This window comes from Thermoplasmata archaeon, assembly GCA_035632695.1.
In the GTDB taxonomy this organism is placed as follows: domain Archaea; phylum Thermoplasmatota; class Thermoplasmata; order RBG-16-68-12; family RBG-16-68-12; genus RBG-16-68-12.
Window position 1 is genome coordinate 1 of record DASQGG010000048.1, and the last position, 22,490, is coordinate 22,490.

Here is a 22,490-nt window from a genome sequence, read left to right on the forward strand (position 1 = left end):
GTCCTGCATCCGGACCAGGTTCTGGAACTCCTTCTGCGCCCAGGCGAAGATCGTGGGCTTGGTCGCCTTCTTGACCCGCTTGAACCGGGCATCGCCCTCGATGTAGACGGCAATCGTCTTGAACGTCGAGTTCGTGACGCGGTAGATCTTCACCGCAAAGCCCTTTCCGGCGGCATCCGTGGCATGGAACACGACGGCCTCCTTGCCTGTGCTGACCGGGTAGTCCAGGGTGGCGATCACGCCGTCGTTGATCAGTTCCTGGAGCACCAAGAGGCAGGCGCGGTCGAAGACCTGGTCGTACGTCTTGAGTGCGTCGGAGTCCTTCTCGCGCGTGCGGAGGGCGTCGACCTGGGTCTCCAGGCGATGAAGGGAGCGTTCGTCAATCATGCGTCGCGGAATCGAACGATGCCGTGCACTAAGAGCTTTGCGGGACTCAGGGAGTGGCGCTGGACCGGCGGGTGGCCGATCGACGGCGCGACGCCCTGGCGGAACCGTTCCCGCCACTCTGCCCTCGCGGGATGTGACCCTTCCGCGTTCCCTTTCGACGACCGACCGGGCACACGATGCCCCGCGTCCTCCTGCCTCAGTGAGGTGCCATCGCACGCGACCGCTCGGCCTCGTCGACCGCGCCGGCGAAGCTTACCCCCACACCGAGGATTCCGATGAGCAAGCCAACGAAGGTGCCCATGCCACCTAGAGCCGCAACGATAAGCCCCAAGACACAGACCGAAACACCTGACACCGCGAATGCAGTCCCACGGGCGATATGAATCCCTCCGGTTGGCACAGGCTTTTTCCCGTATTAGGAGGTACTGTGCCCATCCACACGACCTGCGGCGTGCGGAGGTCCCGTTGGCGATTCGAGGAGGGGAGCCCATCGTGAGGCTGCGGCTTTGGCGGACCCCCGAGCGCGGACCTAGAAAATGTTGATCGACTTCGGGATCACGCCGCGGCGGCTCAGATACGACGCCTCGGTCTTCGTGTACCGGTGCTTGATGTCGCACTTCTCGTCCTGGAATTCCCAGACCTTGACGACGAGGAGGTCGCCCTCGCGGATCCACATGCGCTTCTTGAGCTTGCCCGGGATGCGACCGAGTCGGCTCTTGCCGTCCGAGCACATGACCCGAATGCGGGACGCGCCGAGGAGCTGGTCCGCGATCCCCAAGACCTCGCCTTCCTTCAGGCGCGGCATGCGGACGCGGATGACCTCTTCCTGGGGCACGGGTGCGAACAAGAGGCAGGGTGGCTTAAACGTTTCCGACTGGTTTCCCTAGGGCTCCATGTCCGCAGCCTGCGCCTCCATGGGCACCTCATCCACCTTGGTCTGGTTCACGGGGACATACGGATAGGGAACGAGCGGATCCTCGAAGAAGGTCCCGTCGACGATGTCTACGCCTTCGGGCAGGTTGTACGTCTGGTCGTCCACGTGGCCGAACCAGTACACCACGGTGCCGTCGCCGAACAGGTCGCTGTAGGGCGCGAGCTGCTTCTTCACGTGCCGCCGGATCTCGAACGGGTCCCCGAAGATCGCCTTGGACTCAATCCAGTACTTCTTGGAACCGTTCATCTCGAGCGGCTTGTGGAGCAGGATGTCCGGCGTCTTGTCGTACTTCGCCCGGAGGTCCTTCTCCGTCTCGTACAGGAGGCCCCGGCCGTCGAGCCAGGACTGGAGCTTGTGCTCGCCCCAGCGTCCGCGGGCGTACTGCCTCGCGCTCCCGGCCGGCGAGTACACGATGTCGGTCTCGACGACCTCCTGGAGCTCGCGCCGAAGCCGGCGGTCCGAGACGCTGTCGAACTCCCGGATCATCTTCCAGAACTGCTTCCGCGGGATCTTGCGCTGCTCCAGGATCATGAGGGACGCGAGGATGGGCGGGAACTCGAACTGGCGGGCGATCTTGAGCAGGCTGGCCCCGTGCTGCCACTCGAACGCGAGGCGGCGAGCCTGGGCCTTCACGCGGTAGAACCGCTTGGTCGTGTCCCGGACGACCCGCTGGGTGTAGATGACCAGGAGGAGCTCCTTGTCGTACCCGAAGTTCTCCGCAAGGAAGTCGATGTCTTCCGGGGTCGCGAGCCGCTGGTAAAGGTCCTGATATTCCTGTAGCTTCATTGACAAGCGCAAGCTGAGTCACACACGAATGAGATGAATCGGATTGGCGCTTCAATTGGGCCAGTCTACTTAAACATTTGTGGCTGAGTCGCCGGGCGAGCACCCTCGGGCCGGGCTCCGAGGTGGGCCCGAGATATGCCTATATAGAAGCCCCTCTATGGAACGCGGCTCACCATGCGCGTGGACGTTTCCAAGATCGTCAGCGACGCGGCCTACCAGGCGTATGAACGGCGGCTTATGCACAGCGTGAAGGCGGGCACCGTCCCCCGTCACGTCGCGATCATCATGGACGGGAACCGGCGATTCGCGAAGGAGATTGGACTCGGGAACGAGCTCGAGGGGCACACGAAGGGGCGGGACAAACTCGAGGAGGTCCTCGAGTGGTGCCTGGAGGTCGGCGTCCGCATCCTCACCGTGTACGCGTTCTCCACGGAGAACATCCGGCGGCCCTCCGACGAGGTCCAGCACCTCATGCACCTGTTCGCCGAGAACTTCCGCCGCGTCGGGGATGACGCGCGCGTGCACCAGCACAAGATCAAGATCACCGTGTTCGGGGACCGCGAGCTCCTCCCCAAGGAGGTCGTCGAGGCGATCGAGTACGCGGAGAACCGCACGAAGGACTACGACGCGTACCGCTTCAACCTCGCCGTGGCGTACGGGGGCCGCGAGGAGATCCTGACCGCCATCCGCGACGTCGTGCGGGACGCGCAGGCGGGCAAGGTCGGACCCGAGGACATCAACGAGAAGTTCTTCTCCCGTCGACTGTACACGGCGGACCTCCCCGATCCCGACCTCGTCCTGCGGACGAGCGGCGAGGAGCGGATCTCGAATTTTCTCCTGTGGCAACTCGCCTACGCGGAGCTGTACTTCGTCGACGTGTACTGGCCCGGCTTCCGGAAGATCGACTTCCTGCGGGCGATCCGCTCGTACCAACAGCGCGCCCGGCGGTACGGCGCCTGACGACGACCGCATCCCTTAAGTCGGTGCGGCCTCTCCCGGACGCGCGATGAAAGGAGAGGTCGTGTACTACCGGCTCTTCGACCTGGGCGCCGCGATTGATCTGGACGAGGTCCAACGCCGCGTCGACATGCCGTTCCTCTCCGGGCGCATCGTCTCCGAACGCGGCGCGCCCAAGTACGCGCGACTCGGACAGCCCCTCCTGGTCCACGTGGACCAGCGGGAGGTGGACACGAACCTGGACCGGCTGACGTTCACGATCGCCGTGAAGCTCTACGGGGTCGGCGCCCTGTCCGTGGTCCTCCGGACGCCCTTCGAAGTGGACACGCTCCGGGACCTGCGGCCCTACGGGACCGTGCGGATCCGGGAGGGCGGGAAGGACGCATCCCTGGACGAGTACGGGGCACGCATCGCGGAGCGCATCGAGGAGGACCTAGTCCCCTACATGCACGACTCCTACGAGATCAAGGTGGAGCCCGAGCCCTATACGGTCTACTGCATCACGGTCTCGGAACACCCCGTGCGCACGTTCGCGAACGGCTGGCGCCGGGAGGTCACCGCGCTCCTCGCGTCGGATCCGCGCCCCGACGACATCAGCGACGCCGAGGTCGAGGACACCTGGAAGAACTGGCTCTCGTACTACCAGGACGACCTCGTCGTCGTGGAGTGGGAGACGGCCCTCGTGCTCGAACCGACCGCGTCCTACGAGGACACCCTCGCCGTGTTCGAAATCGCAAACCTGCAGCTCCTCGAGTTGCGAACGTACGACGCGTACCTGGACAAGATCATCGACAAGGCGTACGATGACCTCGAAGATCTCCTGGGACGCACGACCCTGTTCCGCAGCGGCGGCGGCAAGCTCAAGGAGCTCGCGGAGCTGCGGATGGATCTCTCCGAGGCGACGTTCCAGGTCGACAACATCTCGAAGCTCTGGGGCGACTGGTTCCTGGGCAAGGTCTACCGTGTCTGCTCCAAGAAGTTCGAACTGGAATCCTGGCGGCACACGGTGGAGGAGAAGATGGGCGACCTGAGCGACATCTACCAGGTGGCCCAAGCCGAGGTCGAGGGACGACGCATGTTCATCCTCGAGCTCCTCGTGGTCCTCTTCTTCATCATCGATCTGTTCCTCATCGCGTTCCACGTGTGACGTGCGGATGGGCCGTCCTCAGGGCTGCGCCGCACGTCGGGCACTCCTCGTGCCAGTCCGGCCACGTGCGGCCGCAACCCGTGCAACGGTACGTCCACCGCCACGTCTCCTTGATCCCCGGGGCGAGGACGGGCTCGTACGCCAGGCCGAGGAGACGCGCGACGTTCTGGATCGAGTAGTCGTCGGTCACCAGGATGCCGTCCACCTCCGTGGCGAGCGCGAGGAGCTCCCGGTCCGTCCGAGACAGACGCGGAGCGTCTCCGCTGGCCTCGCACGCGGCCCGCACGCGCTCGAGGACCGCGGTCCCCGGGGATGCGATGCGGACCTGAGTCTCCAGGACGGCCTCGAGCTGCGGGGTCATCCCATGGCGGTGCAGTTCCCGGAGGACGCCGGGCACGGTCAAGAGGTCTCCCGGGAACTGACGCCCCGTGAGGAGGGCCGACGCATCCAGGACGCGCCGCATGCCATCCTGCACTCCGTCCCAGCTCACAAGGATTCCGGCGCGCCTTCACCCGATGCCGCTCGGACCGAGGACGGGTTGGAATTCCCAGACGCCGCCCACCTGCTGGACCGACCGACCCAGGTCCAGATCGAGGGTGAGGGTGGTCGTGCCACCGCCGTGGACGGTGAATGGGGTCCCCGCCACGACCGCGCCGTTGCGGACGGCCATCGTGACGGGTGCTCCGCCGGACAGGATGCCCTGGGCGGAGCTCACGACAATTCGAAGCTGCGAGTAGGTCCCAGGGGCCACGCGGTCCACGGCGAGGAGATCGCTCACGTTCGCTGCCGCCAGAAAATCGATCCGGGTCACACTGAGGTCCAAGGGGATCCATCCGCTGTCGTTGGCCGCATCGGCGGGATGGACCGCGACCTCGGAGAAGGTGATTGTCAGGGAGGACCAGATCGGCGGGGAGTCGTGAATCCGGATCGCCAGGCTGCCGGTTGCCGTCGAGGTGAGGTAGTACGCCGCCCCGGTGCCTACGAGGAAGACGCCGAGCATGAGGACAATCGCGACGCGCGCTCGCACCCTGCCTCTCTCCCCGCGCCGGCCATCTCGACAACCGCCTAAAAAGGTACTGTAGGGTCGGCACCTAGGCGGAGACCCCGGGGGCCGCGAGCCCGATCGTCTCGTAGACGCGGTCGATGGCGCCCCGCGCGCGGTCCGCGTCGTTGGTCTTCACCAGAATCTTGCCGCTCTCGTACAACGTGAGCTCAGGGTCGCCCTCGAGGATGAGCATGACCTTCACGTCGTTCACGCGCCACCCCGAGCCGCGGAGGCGCTGCGCGGCCTGGGCGAGGTCCACCCGCGAGGGCTTCTTCAACGTGGAGACGAAGGCCGTCGCCGTGCGACACGGCTTCATCAGGTAGTACGTCACGACGTCGCCTTCCGCCCGAGGGCCTCGGGAACAGGCGGGCGCTCCCCTTTGAACCTTTCTGGGGCGACGTGGGCGAGGCATGCGGCGACGAGCCCGTCGATGTCCAGTTTCGTCTCTTCCGCGAGGATCTGCTCGAGCCGGGCCGCCGTCGCGGGCCGCGGCGGTCCCAGGAGATCGCAGATCTCCGGGCCCACGGAGACGTCGTACGTGCCGATCGTCTTCGCGCGGTCCATGATCTCCTGCTTGTCCATGCCGATCAGCGGGCGCAGGACCGGATGGCGGGCCACCGCATCGATCGCGCGGAGGTTCATCAACGTCTGGCTCGAGACCTGCCCGAGGTTCTCTCCGGTCACGAGCACGTCCGCGTCCTCGCGGTCTGCGATCGCGTCCGCGAGCCGGACCATGAGGCGCTTGGTGAGGACGAAGTAGAAACGGCGACGGCAGGCGTGGGCGACCTCGGCGAACGCCTCGCCCACGCGCACCACGTACAGCATGGGGAACCCGAGGATCCCCACGAGCTTCCTCGATTTGACCGAGGATCCCGCATCCGTGATGGGTTCCAGGGAGAAGTGGGCCGCGACTAGGTCGAAGCCCTGGCGCGCCATGAGGTGCCCCGCCACGGGACTGTCGAAGCCGCCGCTCAGGAGCAGGATGGCCCGTCGTCCCATGTCAGGCCCCCACATACTTCGCGTACACGGCTCGCGCGGCCGATTCGTCCTTCACGCCGCGAATCAAGGCGCGGCCGTCCGGGAACAGGGTGAGGTGGTGGCCCTCCACGTCCGCGATGAGGATGCTGCCTGCGCGCCGCACGGTGCCGAGCTTCCCGAGTCGGCGTCCGAGCGCGTCCAGGTCGACGTGGGCGCGGCGCAGGGGATCAAGGGACACCGTGTCGCTGCCGCACACCGAGGCGAGGACCTGGGAACGTTTCGCGCCGAGGAACCCCCGTTCCCCGCGACCGCACGCGGGGCAGTCGCCCTTCCGGGCAACGCGGATCCGCTGGATTTCCGGCCTCCATCCGTCGACGACCAGCAAGTCACCCGAGGGCGCTTCGCCGAGAAGGAGACGGATCGCCTCGCCCGCCTGGATGGCCCCGACTTGGGCGGAGACCGCGTTGAGGATGCCGGCCGTCTCGCAGGTCGGCAAGCTACCGGGCGCGGGCATGTTCGGGTTCAGGCAGCGGAAGCACGCGGTCTCGGGCGAGCGAATCGCGAAGACCATGCCGAACGTTCCGACGGCGCCGCCGTACACGAATGGGATGCGTGCATCGAGGGCGGCCTCGTTGAGCAGATAACGCGTCTCGAGGTTGTCTGTCCCGTCCACGATGAGATCGGCCGTCCCGAGGACCTCGTGGACCGTCGCCGCGTGAACATCCTTGGCCAAGGCGTCGACCTCGATGGAAGAATTGACGGACCGCAGGCGGTCCGCCGCCACCTCCGCCTTCGGCCGGTCCACGTCGGCCTCGGAGTACAGGGTCTGCCGCTGGAGGTTCACGATCTCCACGACATCCCGATCCACGAGACGCAGGTGCCCGACCCCGGCGCGGGCCAGGAGGTCTGCGGCGACGCATCCGAGGGCGCCGAGGCCCACGACGACGATGTGGGAGTGGGAGAGGCTCGCCTGACCTCGGGTGCCGAGTTCGGGGAGGACGGTCTGGCGTCGGTACCGATCCGCGGGAGCCACCCGGCGAGTAACGGAGGGGCTGCATATGGGCTTTGTCACCCGGCTCGGGACTGCGCGGTCTCGAGACCTACCTCGGCAAGCGACGTTCGACGGACGCGACCTCGCGGCCAACGCCAGCGCCTTAGGAGGGCAGGATGAAGGCGAGGTGCAGTTGGGAGCGCAGCTCCTCGACATCCCTCCGGACGTCCTCTCCGCGGGCCGCGCGCGACATGAGGCCGGCGACGGCTTGCATGTGTTCCTCCGTCGCCCCCATCCGCGTGATCTCGTTCGTCCCGATGCGGCCCACGGCGTCCACGATCAGGTTGTTCTGCTCGAGGCGGTCCGCGAACTCCCACGGAGTCAGGTGCCAGTCCTCCTTCAGCCTCTCGGCGTCGATGAGGAGCTGGTGGGAGCGGGAGAACCCGAGCGACTTGAACTTCACGGGGAACCCCCACTTGGCGAGTTGCGTGCCCAGGGCCTGGCTGTTCGCCACGACCTGCGTTGCGTACGCCTTGCCCCACGTCTTCATTTCGAGGAGGACCTGCGCGGTCGCGGCGATCCGGTTCCAGTGGGCGTTGTCCTGCGTGCGCCACATGATCGTGTCCATGGCGCGGTCGAAGAGGTCCGCGCGGTTGGACAGGAGGAGACCTCCCTGCGGCCCCGGGAACGACTTGTGCGTGCTCGCGGTGAGGATGTCGACGCCCTCAAGGAACGGTCGCTGGAACTCGCCGCCCGCGATGAGACCAAGGACGTGGGACGCATCGTACGCGAGGACGGCGTTCACGTCGTCGCAGGCACCGCGGAGCCAGCGCAGGTTGTACGGGAAGAGAATGAGGCTCGCGCCCACGAGGACGAGCCTCGGCCGCGTCGCGATCACCGCGTCCGCGGCCTTCTTCGGGTCCACGTTCCAGCTCTTCGTGTCGAACGGGAGGAAGTCGACCTTCAGGTCGAGGTAGTCCGGGAGGAACCCGGGCATGTAGCCGTCGTAGCCCCCGTGCTCCGCGGAGATGACGAGGATGCGATCGCCGCGGCGCGTGCAGGCCTGGAGCATGAGGAATCCGGCGAGATGGCCGGAGAGCGGTTTCAGGGAGGCGTGGGTGACGCCGAAGACCTCACGGGCGAGGCCCTCGGCCAGCGCCTCCATCCGGTCCGTGTGCCGCGTACCGCGGTACGCGTTCTTCGCTTCGCCGAGCCCGGGTGCAAAGCGCGCGGGGAGCGTGTACCGATGGACGAAGTCCGTCGCGAGCAGGGAGCGCGCCGCCTCGCTCATCACGTTTTCGGAGGGCTGGAGGTTCAGGACTTGCTGAAGACGCCAACGCTCGTGGTCCCGGACGATCGCATCCAGCTCGAACACGGAAGACGGTACGCCGAATCGGATATAAGGCCCATTGGCGGAGGCGCGCGTCCGTCAGTTGTACAGGTTGAACTCGTCCTTGTCCGGGGTCGAGTCCCACTCCTCGTCGGACTCCTCGAAGACGGCGTTGAAAAGCGCGTTGACCACCTCGCGCAGCTGCTGGATCTCGTTGCGGAGACGGCTGAGTTCCTTCATGACGTCGTCGTTGGAGACGGCCATCGCGACCTTCCGGAGGTCGTTTAACACGGGGTAGGTTCTTATCACTTTGCCTTCGATTATGAATGCTAATTCTCGGAACGAACCATCGAGCCGTGACACGCCCTCGGCTCAGTGATGCCGAGGCCCTCGATCCCTGCGGTCGCGGTCCCGGCCGCCGTGCCCGCGCCGGTCCTGCCCGCCGTGTCGGTCCCGGCCGCCCCGGTCGTCGCGACGGTCCCGGCCCCCGTGACCTCCTTGGCCCCCGCGGCCGAAGTCCCGGCCGCCCCGGTCCTCGCGGCGAGGCCGCTGGGGCACCTTCCCGCCGCCGAGTTCCGCCGGGGGCACGTCGAGCCGCAGGCTGTCGTAGTCGCGGGCGATCTTCCTCCGCTCCGTGCGCTCGCACCGCGGGCAGAACAAGTCCCGGCCCCGCAGTTCGAGAGGCCCGCGGCATTGGCCGCAGAGGGCCTTCACGACGCCGAGATCGGGCTCCGCGGTCGTGAGCTGGACGGAGGGCTTGGTCTGGATGACCTTGGCCCGGATGATGTCCCCGAGGTGGTACATGTCCCGGATGTCCTCCGTGTACTCTTCGGACACATTCGAGATGTGGATCGTCCCGTTGGTCTCGCCGCTCACCTGGCGGGCCCGTCCGTGGATCGCACTCACGGTCGCGGTGGCCATCATGCCGCGGATTTCGTCGACCACGGCGTAGACGATGTCGCCGGGCTGGAGCTCCGCGGGCGGGTTGAACGGACGCACGCGTGCCACGCGGCTCTGCTCGTCGAGATGCAGCACGCCCGGCGTGGAGGCGAACACGAGTCCGTCCTTCTCGTACGTGCCTTCGCCCGGCTCAAATTCCTCCGCCACGGCGATCTGGTCGCCCGGTAGGACCATCTTGGGTTCCATGCTTCTTCCTCGCGTGTGTCCGACGAAAGAAGGCGCCCGGTATTTAGCCCTTCGCGGTCTCCGTCCTCAAGAGGATCACGGGGATCCGGCGCACCTCCTCCCGATGGAAAGGAAAGGTCCGCGCAAGGGGGAACGCGTAGGGGACCCGGTCCGTCACGCGCCCACCCTGGGCTTCGATGCGCCGGAGCAGGAAGTCCTGCGTGGCGGCGTTGTGGAAGCTGTAGACGACGCGACCCAGGGCGATCGCCCTGTCGAGGAACGGCAGGTCGGCGTGCTTCTTCTGCGACCCGAACGGAGGGTTCATCAGGACCGTGTCGAAGGTTCCCTGGATCGACCTGACGTCCGCGGTCCGCCATTCGGCATCGATCTGGACGCGCCGCGCGTTGGCCTCCGCGACCCGAATCGCCGCCGGATCGGCATCGACGCCGACCACCGAGGCGGCACCGAGCAGTCTCGCCGCGATTCCCAGAACCCCGTTCCCGCAGCCGGCGTCCAGCACGCGGCGACCTTCCAAATCACCCTTCCCGTACGCGATGAAACCCAGCTCGGCCACCACGCCGGCCGGGGTCGGGTACTGCTCCATGTCGGGCCGGGGCGACGGCACGGGCTCCAGGGACTGGAGGATCCGTTCCAGCTCGACTTTCTTCACGCGCGCACCCGTCTTGGGCTCACTCGTCGGTGAGTGCGGTCGCGCTCGCCTCAACGCCGCGGTTTGTGATCGTCGCCGTGAAATCCCCAGGCCCGTGCCAGGCGATCACGATAAGACCGTCCCGCTCGAGCGCCGCCATCTCTCGCTGCAGCTCGTCGAAGTCCACGCCCCGCAGAATCTCGAAGAACTGGGCCTTCTTCAGGCCCAGGGTGCCCCGCTTGGCGAGCAAGAGGAGAATCTTGTCCCGGAGACCGTGCTCCACCGCGCGCGCCTGCTCCGTGCGCATCGCACGCTCCACGATCTCGACCGCGAGGGCGTTGAAGGCGTCGTCCACGAACTCGCCGGACTTCGCCGACGTCATGACCCAGGGTGCCGCGAAGGAATCGGCGGTCTTCTGGACATCCTCGTCGGAGAACGCCCGTCGGTCGATCAGGTCCTTCTTGTTCACGATGATGTAGATGGGGACGTCGCCGGAGATCTCCAGGCCCGAGGGAATCCAGCTGGTCAGGGCGGCCAGGCTGTCCATCCGGGTGAGGTCGCACACCGCCATGAGGGCCTGGGCCCCATGGAAGTACGTTTCCCGGATCAGATCCCGGAACCCGTGCTGACCCATGATGTCGAAGATGGACATGTCCATCCGGACCTCCACGTCCGCACCGTGCGGCACGGTGAGCTCGATCTTGCTCACCTTGGTCCCGATCGTGTGCATGTACGTGTCCTGGTACTCGTTCAGCACGAACCGCCGGATCAGGGAGGTCTTGCCCACGCCGCCCTCTCCCATGAGGACCAGCTTCGTCTTCATCTGGCGGATTGTGGGCATGGCTATCGCGCCTTTCGTCCCGCATCCGGACCCCGCGTATAAGCCATTTCGCCGGGACGGTTGCGCACGATAAGGAGACCTGGGCTGGGCTCACACGTCTCTGCGCATGACACAACCATAGCCTGCGAGCGGCAAGGCGTCTAGCCTGAGAATCAACACAAGCGTCTGGCAGCAGGTGGGTGCGTTCTAGCTTCTAAGAACAAGAATCAGAACGAATGCCGAAGGCTTTATCCGCGCAGCGAGGAACGACGATCGCATGCGGATGCGCCCCCAGGGCCCGCAGATCGCGGTTCCCCTTTGGCTCATCGAGTGGTCCAAGTCCCGAGACTTGTTCCTCTCACTGGCTCACAACCCCTGGGTCTATCGTCCGAACTGAGGCGCGGCTCGTTTCTCGCAGCGGTTTCGTCTCGACGCGGCGACGTTCGTCGCCTCCGGATTTCGGATAACCGAAGAAGTTAAAGCCGACCGAGCCTTCAGCGCCGCCGACCGAGGGCGGGCATGGCCGAGGCCAGGACGAGGCGATACCGAGAGCCCAACGTTCACCACGGCAGCCCGTGGCCTCTCGTCATCGCCATCGGCGCCGGCGTGGGTTACGTGGGCCTGCTCGTCAACATCCCACTGCTCATCCTCGGACTCGTCGTCTTCGTGAGCGGCGCGATCGGCTGGCTGCGCGACGACCTTCACACGACCCCGCGCGCCTACTACGGGCCGGGGACGGAGAACCTGCCCGTTCTCGGCCGCGTGAGCGCGAGGAAGCTCGCGACCTGGCTTTTCCTCGCGACCGAGGTCATGTTCTTCAGCGCGATCATCGGCGCCGCGTGGACCGTGCGGCTGCGCGTGACGGCCACTCCCGGCGCGCTCCCGTGGGCGACCTCGGGCCAAATCTTGAACGTGCCCGGGACCGCCTTCGTGACCTTCATCCTCATCTGTTCGAGCCTCACCATGGTGGAGGCCCTCGCCTCCATCGGGCGGGGCGACGTGAAACGCATGCGGTACTTCCTCGCCGCGACCATGCTCCTGGGCCTCACGTTTCTCGCGTTCCAGGCCAACGAGTTCTACCACCTGTACTTCGCGGACCACCTTACGTTCACGACGGCCCCCTACGGGGTCAACACGAACTTCGGTCCCGCGTTCTTCATCCAGACGGGGACGCACGGGGCCCATGTGACCGCGGGCGTCCTGGCCCTCGCCTACCTGAACGTGAAGGCCTGGAGGGGCGGCTTCACGAAGGAGAACCATGAGACCGTCGAGCTCGTCGGGCTCTACTGGCACTTCGTGGATGTGGTGTGGATCTTCCTGTTCACGCTCGTGTACCTGATTTGAGGGAATGACCATGGCGGCGGAGACGGCAACGGCGGTCCCGAGGGTCACGGCGACCGAGGAGCCCGTGCGGCGGCCCTACGTGTACGTGTTCATCGCGCTCGCCGTCGTCACCGCCATCGAGGTCTACATCTCGACGCAGACGTTCCCGTCCCTTGCGGGTGTCGCCCCATCCGTGCTCCGGATCTCCAGCCTGATTCTCCTGGCGACGTTCAAGGCGAGCCTCGTCGTCGCGTACTACATGCACCTCAAGTACGAGCCGCGGTGGATGATGCTCATCCCGTTTGGCGCCCTCGCCCTCGTGTTCGTCCTCGTCGCAGCGCTCACCGCGTCCTCGGTTCCCTCCCTGCCGCAACCCTGACGCGACGCCGGGATGCGAAGCCCATCCCGGTTCGTGTCGCTGGGATGGCGAGAAACCGGGATGAAGACCGCGTGTCGGTCGGTTCGGGACCCACGAACCGTGTCACTTGTGCCCGGGTGGAGCACGTAGGATCCCGCCGGAGAGGGGGCGGGGGTGAGCAACCCAGCGCATCACTCCGGTACCCGATTGCACCCCGCGGCGGAGGGAGAGTGGGCTCGACCGGACCCATACCGGTTCCGGTTTGGGTTCTCGAGGCCCGTCTTCGCAGCGAAAACCATGACGCCCCAGGCTCTCGGGACGAACCACCACGAGGACGAGCCACAAAGTCTTTCCACCTAACGACCTATGCAACGGACAAGGGAGGTGGTACGAACGCGACATGACGCATCGGAAACACTCCCGGGCGAAGCTTAGGCCGTTCCGGATCGACGACGCCGCGGACATCTGCCGCATCTACCCCATGTTCTTCGTGGACAACGCGGTGCGCTACGGTAACAGCCGGTTGACTGTGGCAGAGGTGGGCGGCCAGGTGGTCGGCCTTGTGATGTGGGGCCCCGCGTTCGAGCCCGCATGGTTCGACCCTGGGGTTGGGCGGTGGGCGGAGCTCCACGAGCTCCACGTCCATCCGGACTACCACGACCGAGGAATCGGAACGCGGCTCGTCCGAGCGGCCATCCGGCAGGCGCGCGAGGCAGGCCATTCCGTGATGTACGTCATCACAGACGATTCCAACGGCCCCGCCCGGCGAGTGTACGAGAAGAACGGATTCCGTGAACACAACCGAGTCGTGCGGTACAAGGTTCGGCTCTAATTCTCTCACCGAGACGCTAAACGTGAGGGATCGTTCCCAAAGAGGGAAAGGTGCCCGACCGACAGGACTGGCATGAGGGAACCAAGCCACGGGACGAAGAAGGCCTGCTCCGGGGGTCGTCCGGTGCCAAGAACGTCCCCATCCTGGGGAGAGAACGCCGTCGACCGGATTCGAACCAATTCCGGTTTGGGCTCTTCGAGGTGAGGCCCCTAGACGATGAATCCTAAGATCGCGGAACAGCCTTGCGTTATATCAGGTCCCGACCTACCGGGAGCCGTACCGAGCGGCCGGACGGTCGGTTCGGATTCCGCCTGCCCCCGTTGGGGGATAATGCCGATTCGACTCCAGCTGACACCCCTCGACCGATCGCCGGCTAGAGGCCCAGGAGGGCATCCAGGGACCATGCGCCGGCCCCCAGGAAGACGAGGGCAAGGGCTCCCGCCAGGAAGAGCAGGTCCGTCTCCCAGCCGCCCAGGAGCTTCTTGCCCAGCTCCTCTCGCGCAAAGATGGTCGTCGCGATCATCTCGAGGACGAAGAGGAGGCCGGCGATGCGCGTGAGAAATCCGATCACCAGGGTCACGCCCCCCAGGAATTCGAGGAGCGAGAAGGGATAGGCGAACCCGGCGGCCCATTTCCACCCCGTGCTCGCGATCCATGCGGCGGGCTGCTTCATGTTCTTGATCTTGGGCCAGCCGTGGATGATCATTAGGCCGCCGACGGCGAGCCGCAGGACGAGGGAGGCGAGGTCAATCGAGTTGAGGGATCCGAAGAGGCTCGTGGTATCAGCGAATCACCCGCGCCCTAAATCCCTTTGGAAAGGCCTACCTGAGATCTGCGGATGACCTACGATTGGCGCAGGGGAAGCTCCCTCACGATGTTGTCGATCTCGGTGCCAATGGTCAACTGCATCCATTTTGCGTGTGCCAATTGTCCTTCGTCGAATCCGCGCCTGTCAAAGGGAGAGCTCCACTATGGTTACCGCCTCGTCCAAATAGAGGTGCATGAAGGCACCTCACTGAAGTTGAACATGAAGGCTGCGGACATCCGCACTCGAAACCTCATCTGCGAGCCTCGGATTCCGGCAGTCGCGGATGCGCGAGGCGCAGGGCGGCGGTGATTGTCCCTCTTCTGGCGTTGGTACGCTCCCGCATTTCGTGACCCTCCCCCAGAAGTTTGAGTTCCTGGTGAAACATGCCGAGTGTGGCTTCCAGAACTTGAATCGGGACCGAGTAGTCGAGAGGATGCCAAGCCGCCAGGTTCCGTACGTGGGGGTACACCGGAAGCAGGATGAGGATGGCCAGCACCCCGGCGACTGAGTACCCGGCGACGGCCGAAGTTAGCGTCACCCCGAGCGCAGTGATGATGAGGAAAGCCGTCGATGCGTAGACCCCGACCAGGGCAAGCCCGACAGCGATTCCCGCCATGAGTTGCAGCGCACTACCCTGCGGCGACCGACAGATGATTCTCAGCCCGCCCTTCGATGCCTCAAGGACTGCCAGGGGGCCGAGAGCACCAGGGAGCCACCATGCCCTCGGGAGTTCCCCGGGCGAGTCGGGTGGAGGTCGAATTGCGAAGACGAACTTCTTCTCCGTCAGGCTACCTCCATGACCAGACTCGGAATCCTACGGGCCATGACATGGGAAGGGAGATTGATCAGCGAGCATAGGGCACCAGAGAATAACGGGCACGCCAAATTGCCAATGAATCCCGCTCCATACATGTCGAAAGCATGGCCGCAGACCATGTCGGCAACATCCCCGCACTCCGTCTTGATGAGTGTCGGGGGCTCGCGGCCTCCCTTGGGCTGGACTCGAACCATGCGTCCGAGATTCACGGTTCAGGAGACATAGATTTCGAACCGGAAAGTAAGTGGGCTCGACCGGATTCGAACCGGTGACCTTCGCTGTGTGAGAGCGATGTCATAACCACTAGACCACGAGCCCGGCGGGGGCGCGCAAGGGTCGCGGTCGTATAAATCTCCATCGAACCTCGGGCGAAGAATGGGGGAAATGGGAATTGAAAGTACAATGGCGCTAAATCCCGCCTCCAAGCATCGCACGTCCACAGATTCGAACGGATGACCGGAGGTCCGTCGTATGGTCGTTGCAGAACCTCGTCGCTCCGCCACCGGGGCGGCCGCGAGTGAGGTTCGACACTGGCAGGAAATCCCGCTCTGGCGGGACGTGACCGAGGCGCAGTGGAACGATTGGAAATGGCAGGCCGCCCACGTCGTCAAGAGCCTGGAGGAGGTGCGCCAAATCCTCCCGCTCACTCCGGACGAGGAGCGCGGCATCGTGGACTGCGCGAAGTACTTCAAGTTCGGAATCCCGCCGTACTACGCGAGCCTCATGGATCCGAACGACCCGAGCTGCCCCGTGCGGCTCCAGGCGGTTCCGCGCGTCCAGGAGACCCACTTCTCCGGGGCGGACCAGCACGACCCCCTCTTCGAGGACGTGGACTCCCCCGTGCCCCACCTGACCCATCGGTATCCAGACCGCGTCCTGCTCCTGATCACGGACTACTGCGCTATGTACTGCCGCTTCTGCACGCGACGCCGGTTCACGGCCCATTCCCACGGGGCCATGTCCACGAAGGACCTGGAGCCCGCGTTCGAGTACCTCGAGAGGACTAAGGAGGTGCGGGACGTTCTCCTGAGCGGAGGCGACCCGCTCATGGTGAACGACGAGTACCTGGAGCACATCCTCAAGCGCCTCCGGGAAATCGACCACATCGAGATCGTACGCATCGGATCCCGTGCGCCGTGCACCCTGCCCATGCGGATCACCCCGCAGCTCGTATCCATGCTCAAGAGGTACCACCCGCTGTGGCTCAACACGCACTTCAACCATCCCAAGGAAATCACGCCGGAGGCCTCGACGGCCCTGGCCATGCTCGCGGACGCGGGGATCCCGCTCGGGAACCAGACGGTCCTCCTGCGGGGGATCAACGACTGCCCCACGATCATGAAGCACCTGGTCCACAAGCTCGTGCTCAACCGGGTCCGCCCGTACTACTTCTACCAGTGCGACCTGAGCGAGGGCATCGAGCACTTCCGGACGCGCGTCTCCACGGGGATCGAGATCGCGGAGGCCCTCCGGGGACACACCTCGGGCTTCGCGGTTCCCCTGTTCATCCTCGATGCGCCGGGCGGCGGGGGCAAGGTCCCGCTCGGCCCGAACTACATGATCAGCGAGAGCGACAAGAAGGTCGTGATCCGCAACTACGAGGGCGGGATCTTTTCGTACCCGGAGCCCGACATCCCGCCGAGCGCGTGTCCGGACCACTGCGTCCACTGCCAGACGGACGCGCGGGCGTCCCGGGAGGGCGTCGCGGGGATCCTGGGCGGCCAGCGGAGCAGCCTCGTGCCCGAGGGAAGCCTCCGAGAGAAACGCCGCCGCGAGAAGAAGCTCGAGGTGACGCTCCGCAGCCCGGGACCCTGAGGTGCGGCAGCTTCATTACGCCGTCGCGTCTGTCGATCGCGAGGTGCGCATCGTGTCCAAAGACCTCGCGGAGGAGAAGCGAGCCATCGTCAAGCGGGAGCTCCACGGGCATGGGTTGGCCATCCACCTGTCGACCTCCCGCGAAGGCGCGAACCTGATCGCGCGCGTCGCAGTCACGGATGCCGCGACGGACAAGATCGTCGCGAAGCTCGTGACCGTCGCGCGGGTCGAGGACCTCGATCTCGTGATCGGCCTCGATACCGCGGAGGGCGTCGCGCGGGACTTCCTGGCCCAGCTCTTCGGCGTCGCCCACGCACTCCGGGACCTTGTCCCGGCCGTGACGATCGAAGAAGACTGAGGCTATCAGCACGGTTAAATACCCGGCTCCTTCTGGACTCCCGACACCATGGACCCGTCCGGCGTCCTGCTCGCCCTGGACGAGCGGAAGAAGTGGCGCGAGCGGAGAGACCGCATCCGCGAGCGACTCCGCCAGCTCCGGCGTCGGAAGGCGTACCTCCAGCGGGAACTGGATCGCGTCCGGAGGAAGGTCGCGGAGTACAACGCACTCCTGTCGAGCCTCAAGAGCCCCCAGATCGACGCGGAGCGGCGACTGCCTCCCGCGGCGCTGCGGTGATCCCATGCCGAGCGCCCTCGACGCCACGCAGAGGGAATTCGAGCGTTGGCGGCTGCGGGAACGCCGGCTCCTCACGGCCCTCGACCAGGTGGAGGAGGAGCGGCACCGCCTGGATGGCGAGCTGGTCCGCGTCGAACAGCAGGTCGCGTACTACGACAACCTGACCCGGGACATGAAGAAGGAACTGGGCCGTCCCGGGCTCGGGAACCTCCTCTCGTCCTTGCGCAAGAGCTGAGGGACCGTCGTGCGGGTCACGATCGACGGCGGCGCGCGGGACGTGCGGACGGTCTGGTTCGAGGACGGGGTGGTCAAGCTCCTCGACCAGCGGTTTCTGCCGTTCGAGATCCGTGTCTACGAGGCCCATGGCCTCGAAGAGCTCGCGGTCGCGATCGAGGACATGGTCGTGCGCGGTGCGCCTGCGATCGGTGCGGCCGCGGCGTACGGCATCGCGCAGGTCCACCGCCAGGGAGGGAACGTGCGGGAGGCCGCGGATCGCCTCCGGAAGACACGGCCCACGGGCCACGACCTGTTCTACGCGCTGGAGTTCATGTCCAAGGCAATCAACGCGGGCGAGGACCCGCTCGCGGCCGCGGAACGATATGCATCGGACGACGTGGAACGCTGCCGCAAGATCGGCCAGCACGGCGCCAAGCTGATCAAGAACGGGTCTCGCATCCTGACGCACTGCAACGCGGGCGCGTTGGCCGCGGTCGACATCGGCACGGCGCTCGCACCGATGCGGGTCGCGAAGGAACAAGGCAAGAAGTTCTTCGTCTACGTGAGCGAGACCCGGCCCCGCCTCCAAGGCGCGCGGCTGACCGCCTGGGAGCTCCTCCAGGAAGGGATCGAGCACGCGATCCTGCCGGACAGCGCAGCGGGTCACTTCCTGAGCCGCGGCGAGGTGGACCTGGTCCTCGTGGGCGCGGACCGGATCGCCGCAAACGGCGACACCGCGAACAAGATCGGCACGTACATGAAGGCCGTCGTGGCCAAGGAAAACGGAGTGCCGCTCTACGTGGCGGCCCCAAGCAGCACGATCGATTTCACGATCCCGTCCGGCCCTAAGATCCCAATCGAGGAACGCTCCCCCCAGGAGGTCCTGCAATTCGCGGGAAACCCGGTGGCCCCCAAGGAGAGCCCCGCGCGCAACCCTGCCTTCGACGTGACTCCGGCGAAGTACATCCGCGGGATCATCACGGAGCAAGGCATCCTGCGTCCCTCCGAGCTGGGCAGGATTGGGAAACCCAAATCCATCCCGAAGCAGAAGGCGCGGTCCAAGCGATGGCGCTGAGGCGGATACCCTTTTACGCGCTCGCGCGGTTGCCCCCGGGATGCACCTCCAGACCACCTGGTTCGGATCCTTCCTGATCGACGAGGGCACCGTCGTTCAGGAGCGGCTGTTCCCCAAAGACCCGAAGGCCCTGGCGGAGCGGCTCGCGAAGGTCGAGGACTGGAAGGTCCTCGATGAGGAACGGGAGCTCATGGGCCTCGCTCCGGAGGTCTTCGTCCTCGAGCCGCGGCTGGAACGCGCAGGGGGCCGGTTCACGACGGAGAAGCCCGCGTTTCTCAATCCCGCGCGTTTCGGCTTCGACCGCGGCCTGCTCCACGCGGCCATGGTGGAGCTCGCCAAGCGCCGCATGCGGAAGGCCATCCGCCCGGAGGACCACCTGGGGCAGGCCGTCGCCGCAGTGGACGACCTGCAGGAGCAGGAGAACGTCCTCGTCGAGCGGATCCGGGAATGGTACGGGCTCCACTTCCCGGAGCTCGCGAAGATGGTCGACGAGCGCGAGTACCTCGCATTGATTGCGGAGCATGGCCGTCGCGAGCATCTCCCGCTCGACGTGGGGGAGAGCGTGGGCGCGGAGCTCGGTGAACCCGAGGAGAAGGAAATCCGCGGCATGGCCGAGCTCGCGCAGACCTTGGCGTTCCGGCGCAAGGACCTGGAGGCCTACGTCGACCGGACCATCCGGTCCCTCGCGCCCAACGTCTCCGACCTCGCCGGACCTATGATCGCGGCTCGGCTCGTGACCCTCGCGGGAAGCGTGGAGGAGCTCGCTCGCTGCCCCTCAGGGACCGTTCAGCTCCTGGGAGCGGAGAAGGCGCTCTTCCGCCACCTGAAGACGGGCTCGCGCCCGCCGAAGCACGGGGTCCTCTTCCAGCATCCACTGATTCACCGGGCCCCGCCGTGGCAACGCGGTGCCCTTGCCCGAACATTCGCGGGGCGCATCGTCATGGCCGCCCGAGCGGATGCGTACACACACCGACCCATCGCGGCGGAACTCCAGGCGAGCCTCGACCGGGCGGTCGCGGAGATCCGACGTCGCAAGGAGGAGAAACCCGCCCGGCGACCGCCCAAGCTCCCATCCCACGCACGCGCCTTGCGGCGGCGCTGAGAAAGGCTTTAATGGGCCGGCCGCATCGGCCCGAGTGGAATCGCCATGTCGTGGGAACAGGCCGAGATGCGCGAACTTAAGGTGAACCGGTACGTCGTCATCGACGACGAGCCGTGCAAGATCATCAGCATCCAGTTCTCGAAGCCGGGGAAACATGGCGAGGCCAAGGCGAGGCTCGAGGCGATCGGCATCTTCGACGGCCAGAAGCGGTCCGTCGTGCACCCGGTGACCCACAAGGTCCGCGTCCCCATGATCGACAAGCGCAAGGGCCAGGTCCTCTCCATCCACGAGAACAAGGCGCAGGTCATGGACCTCGAGAACTACGAAACGTTCGAGATCGAGGTCCCTGAAGAACTCCGGGGATCGCTCCAGGCGGGCCAGGAGCAGATGTACATCGAGACCCTGGGCCGCCGCAAGCTCTCGACGCCGTAGTCGCTCCCGCCGCCCTCTTATAATCCCAGGGAGTTCTCGGAGGCCATGCCCGCGACGCGGTTCGCCGACGCGCACGCGAAGCTTGAGGACGCGAAGATCGCGATCTTCGGCGTGCCGTACGATCGGACCTGCTCGTTCCGCGGCGGGAGCCGCTTCGCCCCCCGGGCGATCCGCCAGGCCTCGTACAACTTCGAGGCGTACATGATGGACCACGGGCACAGCCTCGCCGACATCCCGTTCATCGACCTGGGCGACACGCCCTCCTTCGGCCCGTCCGCGGAGATGGTCGAGGGCGTCTCCAAGATGAGCGCGGACGCGATCAAGCGCGGTCGCGTGCCCATCGTCCTGGGCGGCGAGCACAGCCTCGCGCCCGCCGTCGTGCGTTCGCTCCCCAGGGACGTCGCCGTCCTCGGCATCGACGCCCACCTGGACTTCCGGGACTCGTACCTGGACGACAAGTGGTCCCACGCTTGTTCCGCGCGCCGCTGCGCGGACCACGTAGGCGTGGAGCGCGTCGTGTACATGGGCGTACGCTCCTTCAGCGAGGAGGAGCGCGAGGACCTCGCCCGGCTCGGCCTCAGCTTTGTGAGCGTGTACGACATCCACGAAGAAGGGATCGCCCGCGCCGCGGAACGTGCGCTCAAGACCGTGGACCGGGACAAGGTCTACCTGACCATCGACATGGACGGCGTCGACCCCGCGTACGCCCCGGGGGTGGGGAACCCGGAACCCTTCGGGCTCGCGCCCATGCAGCTGAAGCGGCTCCTCGGCATGCTCGCGCCCCATCTGGTCGGGATGGACTTGAACGAGGTCAGCCCCGCGTGGGATTTCGGACAGACCTCCCTGCTCGCGGCGCGGCTCGTGCGGGAGGCAATCATGTCGATCGCCGAGGCCCGTTCCTGGGTCTAGCGGTACCCGGGGATCTCCTTCTTCCGCGACCAGATCGCGTCCAGATCGAATTTCTTCAGCTCCCCGTCGAACTTCTTGTCGAGGTCCGCCTTCGCCCGTTCGAGCTGGGCCAAGTCCTCCGACTGGCGCAGGCGGGCGCGGAGGGAGTCGATGTCCTTGACGATCGCCGCGTCGAACTCGACGCCGTTCAGGGAGAGGATGGAGAGCGTGTTCTTCATCACGTCGAGCTCGAGACGAATCCGGTCCTTCGTGCCGACGTCCAAGACGCGCTTGTTCACGCCGACGAGCAGTTCCCGGTGCTGCTTCAGGGCGGAAAAGATCGTCTCGATGCGGTCGGCGGTCTTGAGGAGGTAATCCTCGAGCCGCTCCACGGAATCCTGGAGATCGCGGACCACGCCCCGCTCCCCCCTCTTCGCGGAATCTCCGAGTTGCAGGGCGTCGTAGACCACGGCGTGGCGGCGCGCACTCGCTTCGGACCGTTTCGTGAGCGCCCGGAGACGCCGCTCCTGCTCCGCGAGCCGCCGATTCAGGGTCTCGAGTTGCCGGCGGACCGCAGCGAGCTTCCCGTCCGCGCGCTGGACGGACTGCACCTCACGACGCGATGACCGCGGCATCGCGCGCGGGAACGGAAAATCGTGATAAGAAGATTCGCCCGAGCCGGCCGGAGGGAAAAAGGCGCGACGAGCCCCGCCGCCCTCCCGCGCCGCATTCCCCGGTTACCTCCCCCACCGTCCTCACGGAGCGGGTCCTGAATTCGGACCCGCATGTCGATCCGCACCCGCGTCGACGTGGGGCCAGGCAGCTACGAGGGGCTCGTCCCAACCCGTGTGATAAAGTGTCACGTGAGGCGATATACCTTTCGTTCGCCCCGCGCTCCGGCGCGCGCACGCACGAACGTTTATGTGGATTCGACCCATCGGTTGGGCGGGAGGCACGACGTGGGCGTGGGCTGGCAGGGACCGCTGAACCGGGTCGACGACTTCGCCTACGAGATCCCCCGGTCCTACAAACCGCAGATGC

Annotated in this window: 29 protein-coding genes and 1 tRNA gene; 13 read left to right on the forward strand and 17 right to left on the reverse strand. The window is 66.0% G+C overall.

Annotated elements, in window-relative coordinates; all coding sequences use genetic code 11:
• The 3 genes from VEY12_03845 to VEY12_03855 form a co-directional block, all read right to left on the reverse strand.
• Nucleotides 1–387: RIO1 family regulatory kinase/ATPase (locus VEY12_03845; protein HYM39265.1), on the reverse strand; the 387-nt coding region annotated here is incomplete at its 3' end.
• Nucleotides 388–916: 529 nt separating this feature from the next.
• Entirely contained in the window at nt 917–1,222 is a 306-nt protein-coding gene (gene eif1A / locus VEY12_03850; GenBank protein ID HYM39266.1) for a translation initiation factor eIF-1A, read from the reverse strand.
• A 48-nt stretch (nt 1,223–1,270) separates the two neighbouring features.
• Entirely contained in the window at nt 1,271–2,107 is an 837-nt protein-coding gene (locus VEY12_03855) for a C15orf41 family protein (GenBank protein HYM39267.1), read from the reverse strand.
• 174 nt (nt 2,108–2,281) lie between these two features.
• On the opposite strand from VEY12_03855, the gene uppS reads away from it, so the two are divergent.
• Both uppS and VEY12_03865 read left to right on the forward strand, forming a co-directional pair.
• Nucleotides 2,282–3,067 carry a polyprenyl diphosphate synthase gene (uppS, locus tag VEY12_03860; GenBank protein ID HYM39268.1) on the forward strand — a complete coding sequence of 262 codons (786 nt, stop codon included), beginning with the start codon at nt 2,282–2,284 and terminating at the stop codon, nt 3,065–3,067.
• Nucleotides 3,068–3,113: 46 nt separating this feature from the next.
• Nucleotides 3,114–4,211 (forward strand): hypothetical protein, encoded by a 1,098-nt coding sequence (locus tag VEY12_03865; protein HYM39269.1) that lies wholly within the window; start codon nt 3,114–3,116, stop codon nt 4,209–4,211.
• Here VEY12_03865 and VEY12_03870 read toward each other — a convergent pair.
• The 10 genes from VEY12_03870 to VEY12_03915 all read right to left on the reverse strand — a co-directional run bounded on the left by VEY12_03870 (nt 4,192) and on the right by VEY12_03915 (nt 11,170).
• Nucleotides 4,192–4,674 (reverse strand): nucleic acid-binding protein, encoded by a 483-nt coding sequence (locus VEY12_03870; GenBank protein HYM39270.1) that lies wholly within the window; start codon nt 4,672–4,674, stop codon nt 4,192–4,194. The two genes, VEY12_03865 and VEY12_03870, sit on opposite strands and share 20 nt — an antisense overlap.
• Before the next feature lie 45 nt (nt 4,675–4,719).
• Entirely contained in the window at nt 4,720–5,238 is a 519-nt protein-coding gene (locus tag VEY12_03875) for a DUF4382 domain-containing protein (protein HYM39271.1), read from the reverse strand.
• 64 nt (nt 5,239–5,302) lie between these two features.
• On the reverse strand, nt 5,303–5,587 hold the full coding sequence (locus tag VEY12_03880; GenBank protein ID HYM39272.1) for a hypothetical protein: 285 nt from the start codon (nt 5,585–5,587) through the stop codon (nt 5,303–5,305).
• Nucleotides 5,584–6,255 carry a hypothetical protein gene (locus VEY12_03885; protein HYM39273.1) on the reverse strand — a complete coding sequence of 224 codons (672 nt, stop codon included), beginning with the start codon at nt 6,253–6,255 and terminating at the stop codon, nt 5,584–5,586. Before VEY12_03885 ends, VEY12_03880 begins: the two co-directional genes overlap by 4 nt.
• 1 nt (nt 6,256) lies before the next feature.
• Nucleotides 6,257–7,267, reverse strand: coding sequence for a ThiF family adenylyltransferase (locus VEY12_03890; protein HYM39274.1), 1,011 nt, complete (start codon nt 7,265–7,267; stop codon nt 6,257–6,259).
• Nucleotides 7,268–7,388: 121 nt separating this feature from the next.
• Nucleotides 7,389–8,600: a serine hydroxymethyltransferase gene (locus tag VEY12_03895; protein HYM39275.1), complete on the reverse strand. Its 1,212-nt coding sequence runs from the start codon at nt 8,598–8,600 to the stop codon at nt 7,389–7,391.
• A gap of 54 nt (nt 8,601–8,654) precedes the next feature.
• On the reverse strand, nt 8,655–8,846 hold the full coding sequence (locus tag VEY12_03900; protein HYM39276.1) for a hypothetical protein: 192 nt from the start codon (nt 8,844–8,846) through the stop codon (nt 8,655–8,657).
• 81 nt (nt 8,847–8,927) lie between these two features.
• On the reverse strand, nt 8,928–9,701 hold the full coding sequence (locus VEY12_03905) for an exosome complex RNA-binding protein Csl4 (GenBank protein HYM39277.1): 774 nt from the start codon (nt 9,699–9,701) through the stop codon (nt 8,928–8,930).
• 43 nt (nt 9,702–9,744) lie between these two features.
• Nucleotides 9,745–10,350 carry an METTL5 family protein gene (locus VEY12_03910; protein HYM39278.1) on the reverse strand — a complete coding sequence of 202 codons (606 nt, stop codon included), beginning with the start codon at nt 10,348–10,350 and terminating at the stop codon, nt 9,745–9,747.
• Between the two features lie 19 nt (nt 10,351–10,369).
• Nucleotides 10,370–11,170 carry a Rab family GTPase gene (locus tag VEY12_03915; GenBank protein ID HYM39279.1) on the reverse strand — a complete coding sequence of 267 codons (801 nt, stop codon included), beginning with the start codon at nt 11,168–11,170 and terminating at the stop codon, nt 10,370–10,372.
• 498 nt (nt 11,171–11,668) lie between these two features.
• On the opposite strand from VEY12_03915, the gene VEY12_03920 reads away from it, so the two are divergent.
• The 3 genes from VEY12_03920 to VEY12_03930 all read left to right on the forward strand — a co-directional run bounded on the left by VEY12_03920 (nt 11,669) and on the right by VEY12_03930 (nt 13,662).
• A complete protein-coding gene (locus VEY12_03920) occupies nt 11,669–12,493 on the forward strand; it encodes a cytochrome c oxidase subunit 3 (protein ID HYM39280.1) in 825 nt (274 codons plus the stop codon).
• Nucleotides 12,494–12,503: 10 nt separating this feature from the next.
• Nucleotides 12,504–12,851, forward strand: a complete 348-nt coding sequence (locus VEY12_03925) for a cytochrome C oxidase subunit IV family protein (GenBank protein HYM39281.1) — start codon at nt 12,504–12,506, stop codon at nt 12,849–12,851.
• A 379-nt stretch (nt 12,852–13,230) separates the two neighbouring features.
• Complete coding sequence (locus VEY12_03930) at nt 13,231–13,662, forward strand: GNAT family N-acetyltransferase (GenBank protein HYM39282.1); 432 nt, start codon at nt 13,231–13,233, stop codon at nt 13,660–13,662.
• A 373-nt stretch (nt 13,663–14,035) separates the two neighbouring features.
• On the opposite strand, the gene VEY12_03935 is transcribed toward VEY12_03930, so the two are convergent.
• The 3 genes from VEY12_03935 to VEY12_03945 all read right to left on the reverse strand — a co-directional run bounded on the left by VEY12_03935 (nt 14,036) and on the right by VEY12_03945 (nt 15,605).
• Nucleotides 14,036–14,413 (reverse strand): DoxX family protein, encoded by a 378-nt coding sequence (locus VEY12_03935; protein ID HYM39283.1) that lies wholly within the window; start codon nt 14,411–14,413, stop codon nt 14,036–14,038.
• A 307-nt stretch (nt 14,414–14,720) separates the two neighbouring features.
• The gene (locus VEY12_03940; GenBank protein HYM39284.1) at nt 14,721–15,086 is read right to left on the reverse strand and encodes a hypothetical protein; all 366 of its coding nucleotides are present in this window, start codon (nt 15,084–15,086) and stop codon (nt 14,721–14,723) included.
• A gap of 446 nt (nt 15,087–15,532) precedes the next feature.
• A tRNA-Val gene (locus VEY12_03945) sits at nt 15,533–15,605 on the reverse strand.
• 153 nt (nt 15,606–15,758) lie between these two features.
• Between VEY12_03945 and ablA the strand changes: the two genes are divergently transcribed.
• From ablA to speB, 8 genes are read left to right on the forward strand one after another with little or no spacing between them, the layout of a single operon-like run.
• Nucleotides 15,759–17,102 carry a lysine 2,3-aminomutase gene (ablA, locus tag VEY12_03950; GenBank protein ID HYM39285.1) on the forward strand — a complete coding sequence of 448 codons (1,344 nt, stop codon included), beginning with the start codon at nt 15,759–15,761 and terminating at the stop codon, nt 17,100–17,102.
• Between the two features lie 52 nt (nt 17,103–17,154).
• The gene (locus tag VEY12_03955; protein HYM39286.1) at nt 17,155–17,460 is read left to right on the forward strand and encodes a hypothetical protein; all 306 of its coding nucleotides are present in this window, start codon (nt 17,155–17,157) and stop codon (nt 17,458–17,460) included.
• A gap of 48 nt (nt 17,461–17,508) precedes the next feature.
• On the forward strand, nt 17,509–17,736 hold the full coding sequence (locus tag VEY12_03960) for a hypothetical protein (GenBank protein ID HYM39287.1): 228 nt from the start codon (nt 17,509–17,511) through the stop codon (nt 17,734–17,736).
• Between the two features lie 4 nt (nt 17,737–17,740).
• Entirely contained in the window at nt 17,741–17,971 is a 231-nt protein-coding gene (locus VEY12_03965; protein ID HYM39288.1) for a hypothetical protein, read from the forward strand.
• A 9-nt stretch (nt 17,972–17,980) separates the two neighbouring features.
• On the forward strand, nt 17,981–19,027 hold the full coding sequence (gene mtnA, locus VEY12_03970; GenBank protein ID HYM39289.1) for an S-methyl-5-thioribose-1-phosphate isomerase: 1,047 nt from the start codon (nt 17,981–17,983) through the stop codon (nt 19,025–19,027).
• Nucleotides 19,028–19,067: 40 nt separating this feature from the next.
• Complete coding sequence (locus VEY12_03975; protein ID HYM39290.1) at nt 19,068–20,129, forward strand: ribosomal biogenesis protein; 1,062 nt, start codon at nt 19,068–19,070, stop codon at nt 20,127–20,129.
• 45 nt (nt 20,130–20,174) lie between these two features.
• Nucleotides 20,175–20,561 carry a translation initiation factor IF-5A gene (locus VEY12_03980; protein ID HYM39291.1) on the forward strand — a complete coding sequence of 129 codons (387 nt, stop codon included), beginning with the start codon at nt 20,175–20,177 and terminating at the stop codon, nt 20,559–20,561.
• A 45-nt stretch (nt 20,562–20,606) separates the two neighbouring features.
• The gene (gene speB, locus VEY12_03985; protein HYM39292.1) at nt 20,607–21,470 is read left to right on the forward strand and encodes an agmatinase; all 864 of its coding nucleotides are present in this window, start codon (nt 20,607–20,609) and stop codon (nt 21,468–21,470) included.
• On the opposite strand, the gene VEY12_03990 is transcribed toward speB, so the two are convergent.
• On the reverse strand, nt 21,467–22,084 hold the full coding sequence (locus VEY12_03990; protein HYM39293.1) for a hypothetical protein: 618 nt from the start codon (nt 22,082–22,084) through the stop codon (nt 21,467–21,469). The two genes, speB and VEY12_03990, sit on opposite strands and share 4 nt — an antisense overlap.
• Between the last annotated feature and the right edge of the window lie 406 nt (nt 22,085–22,490).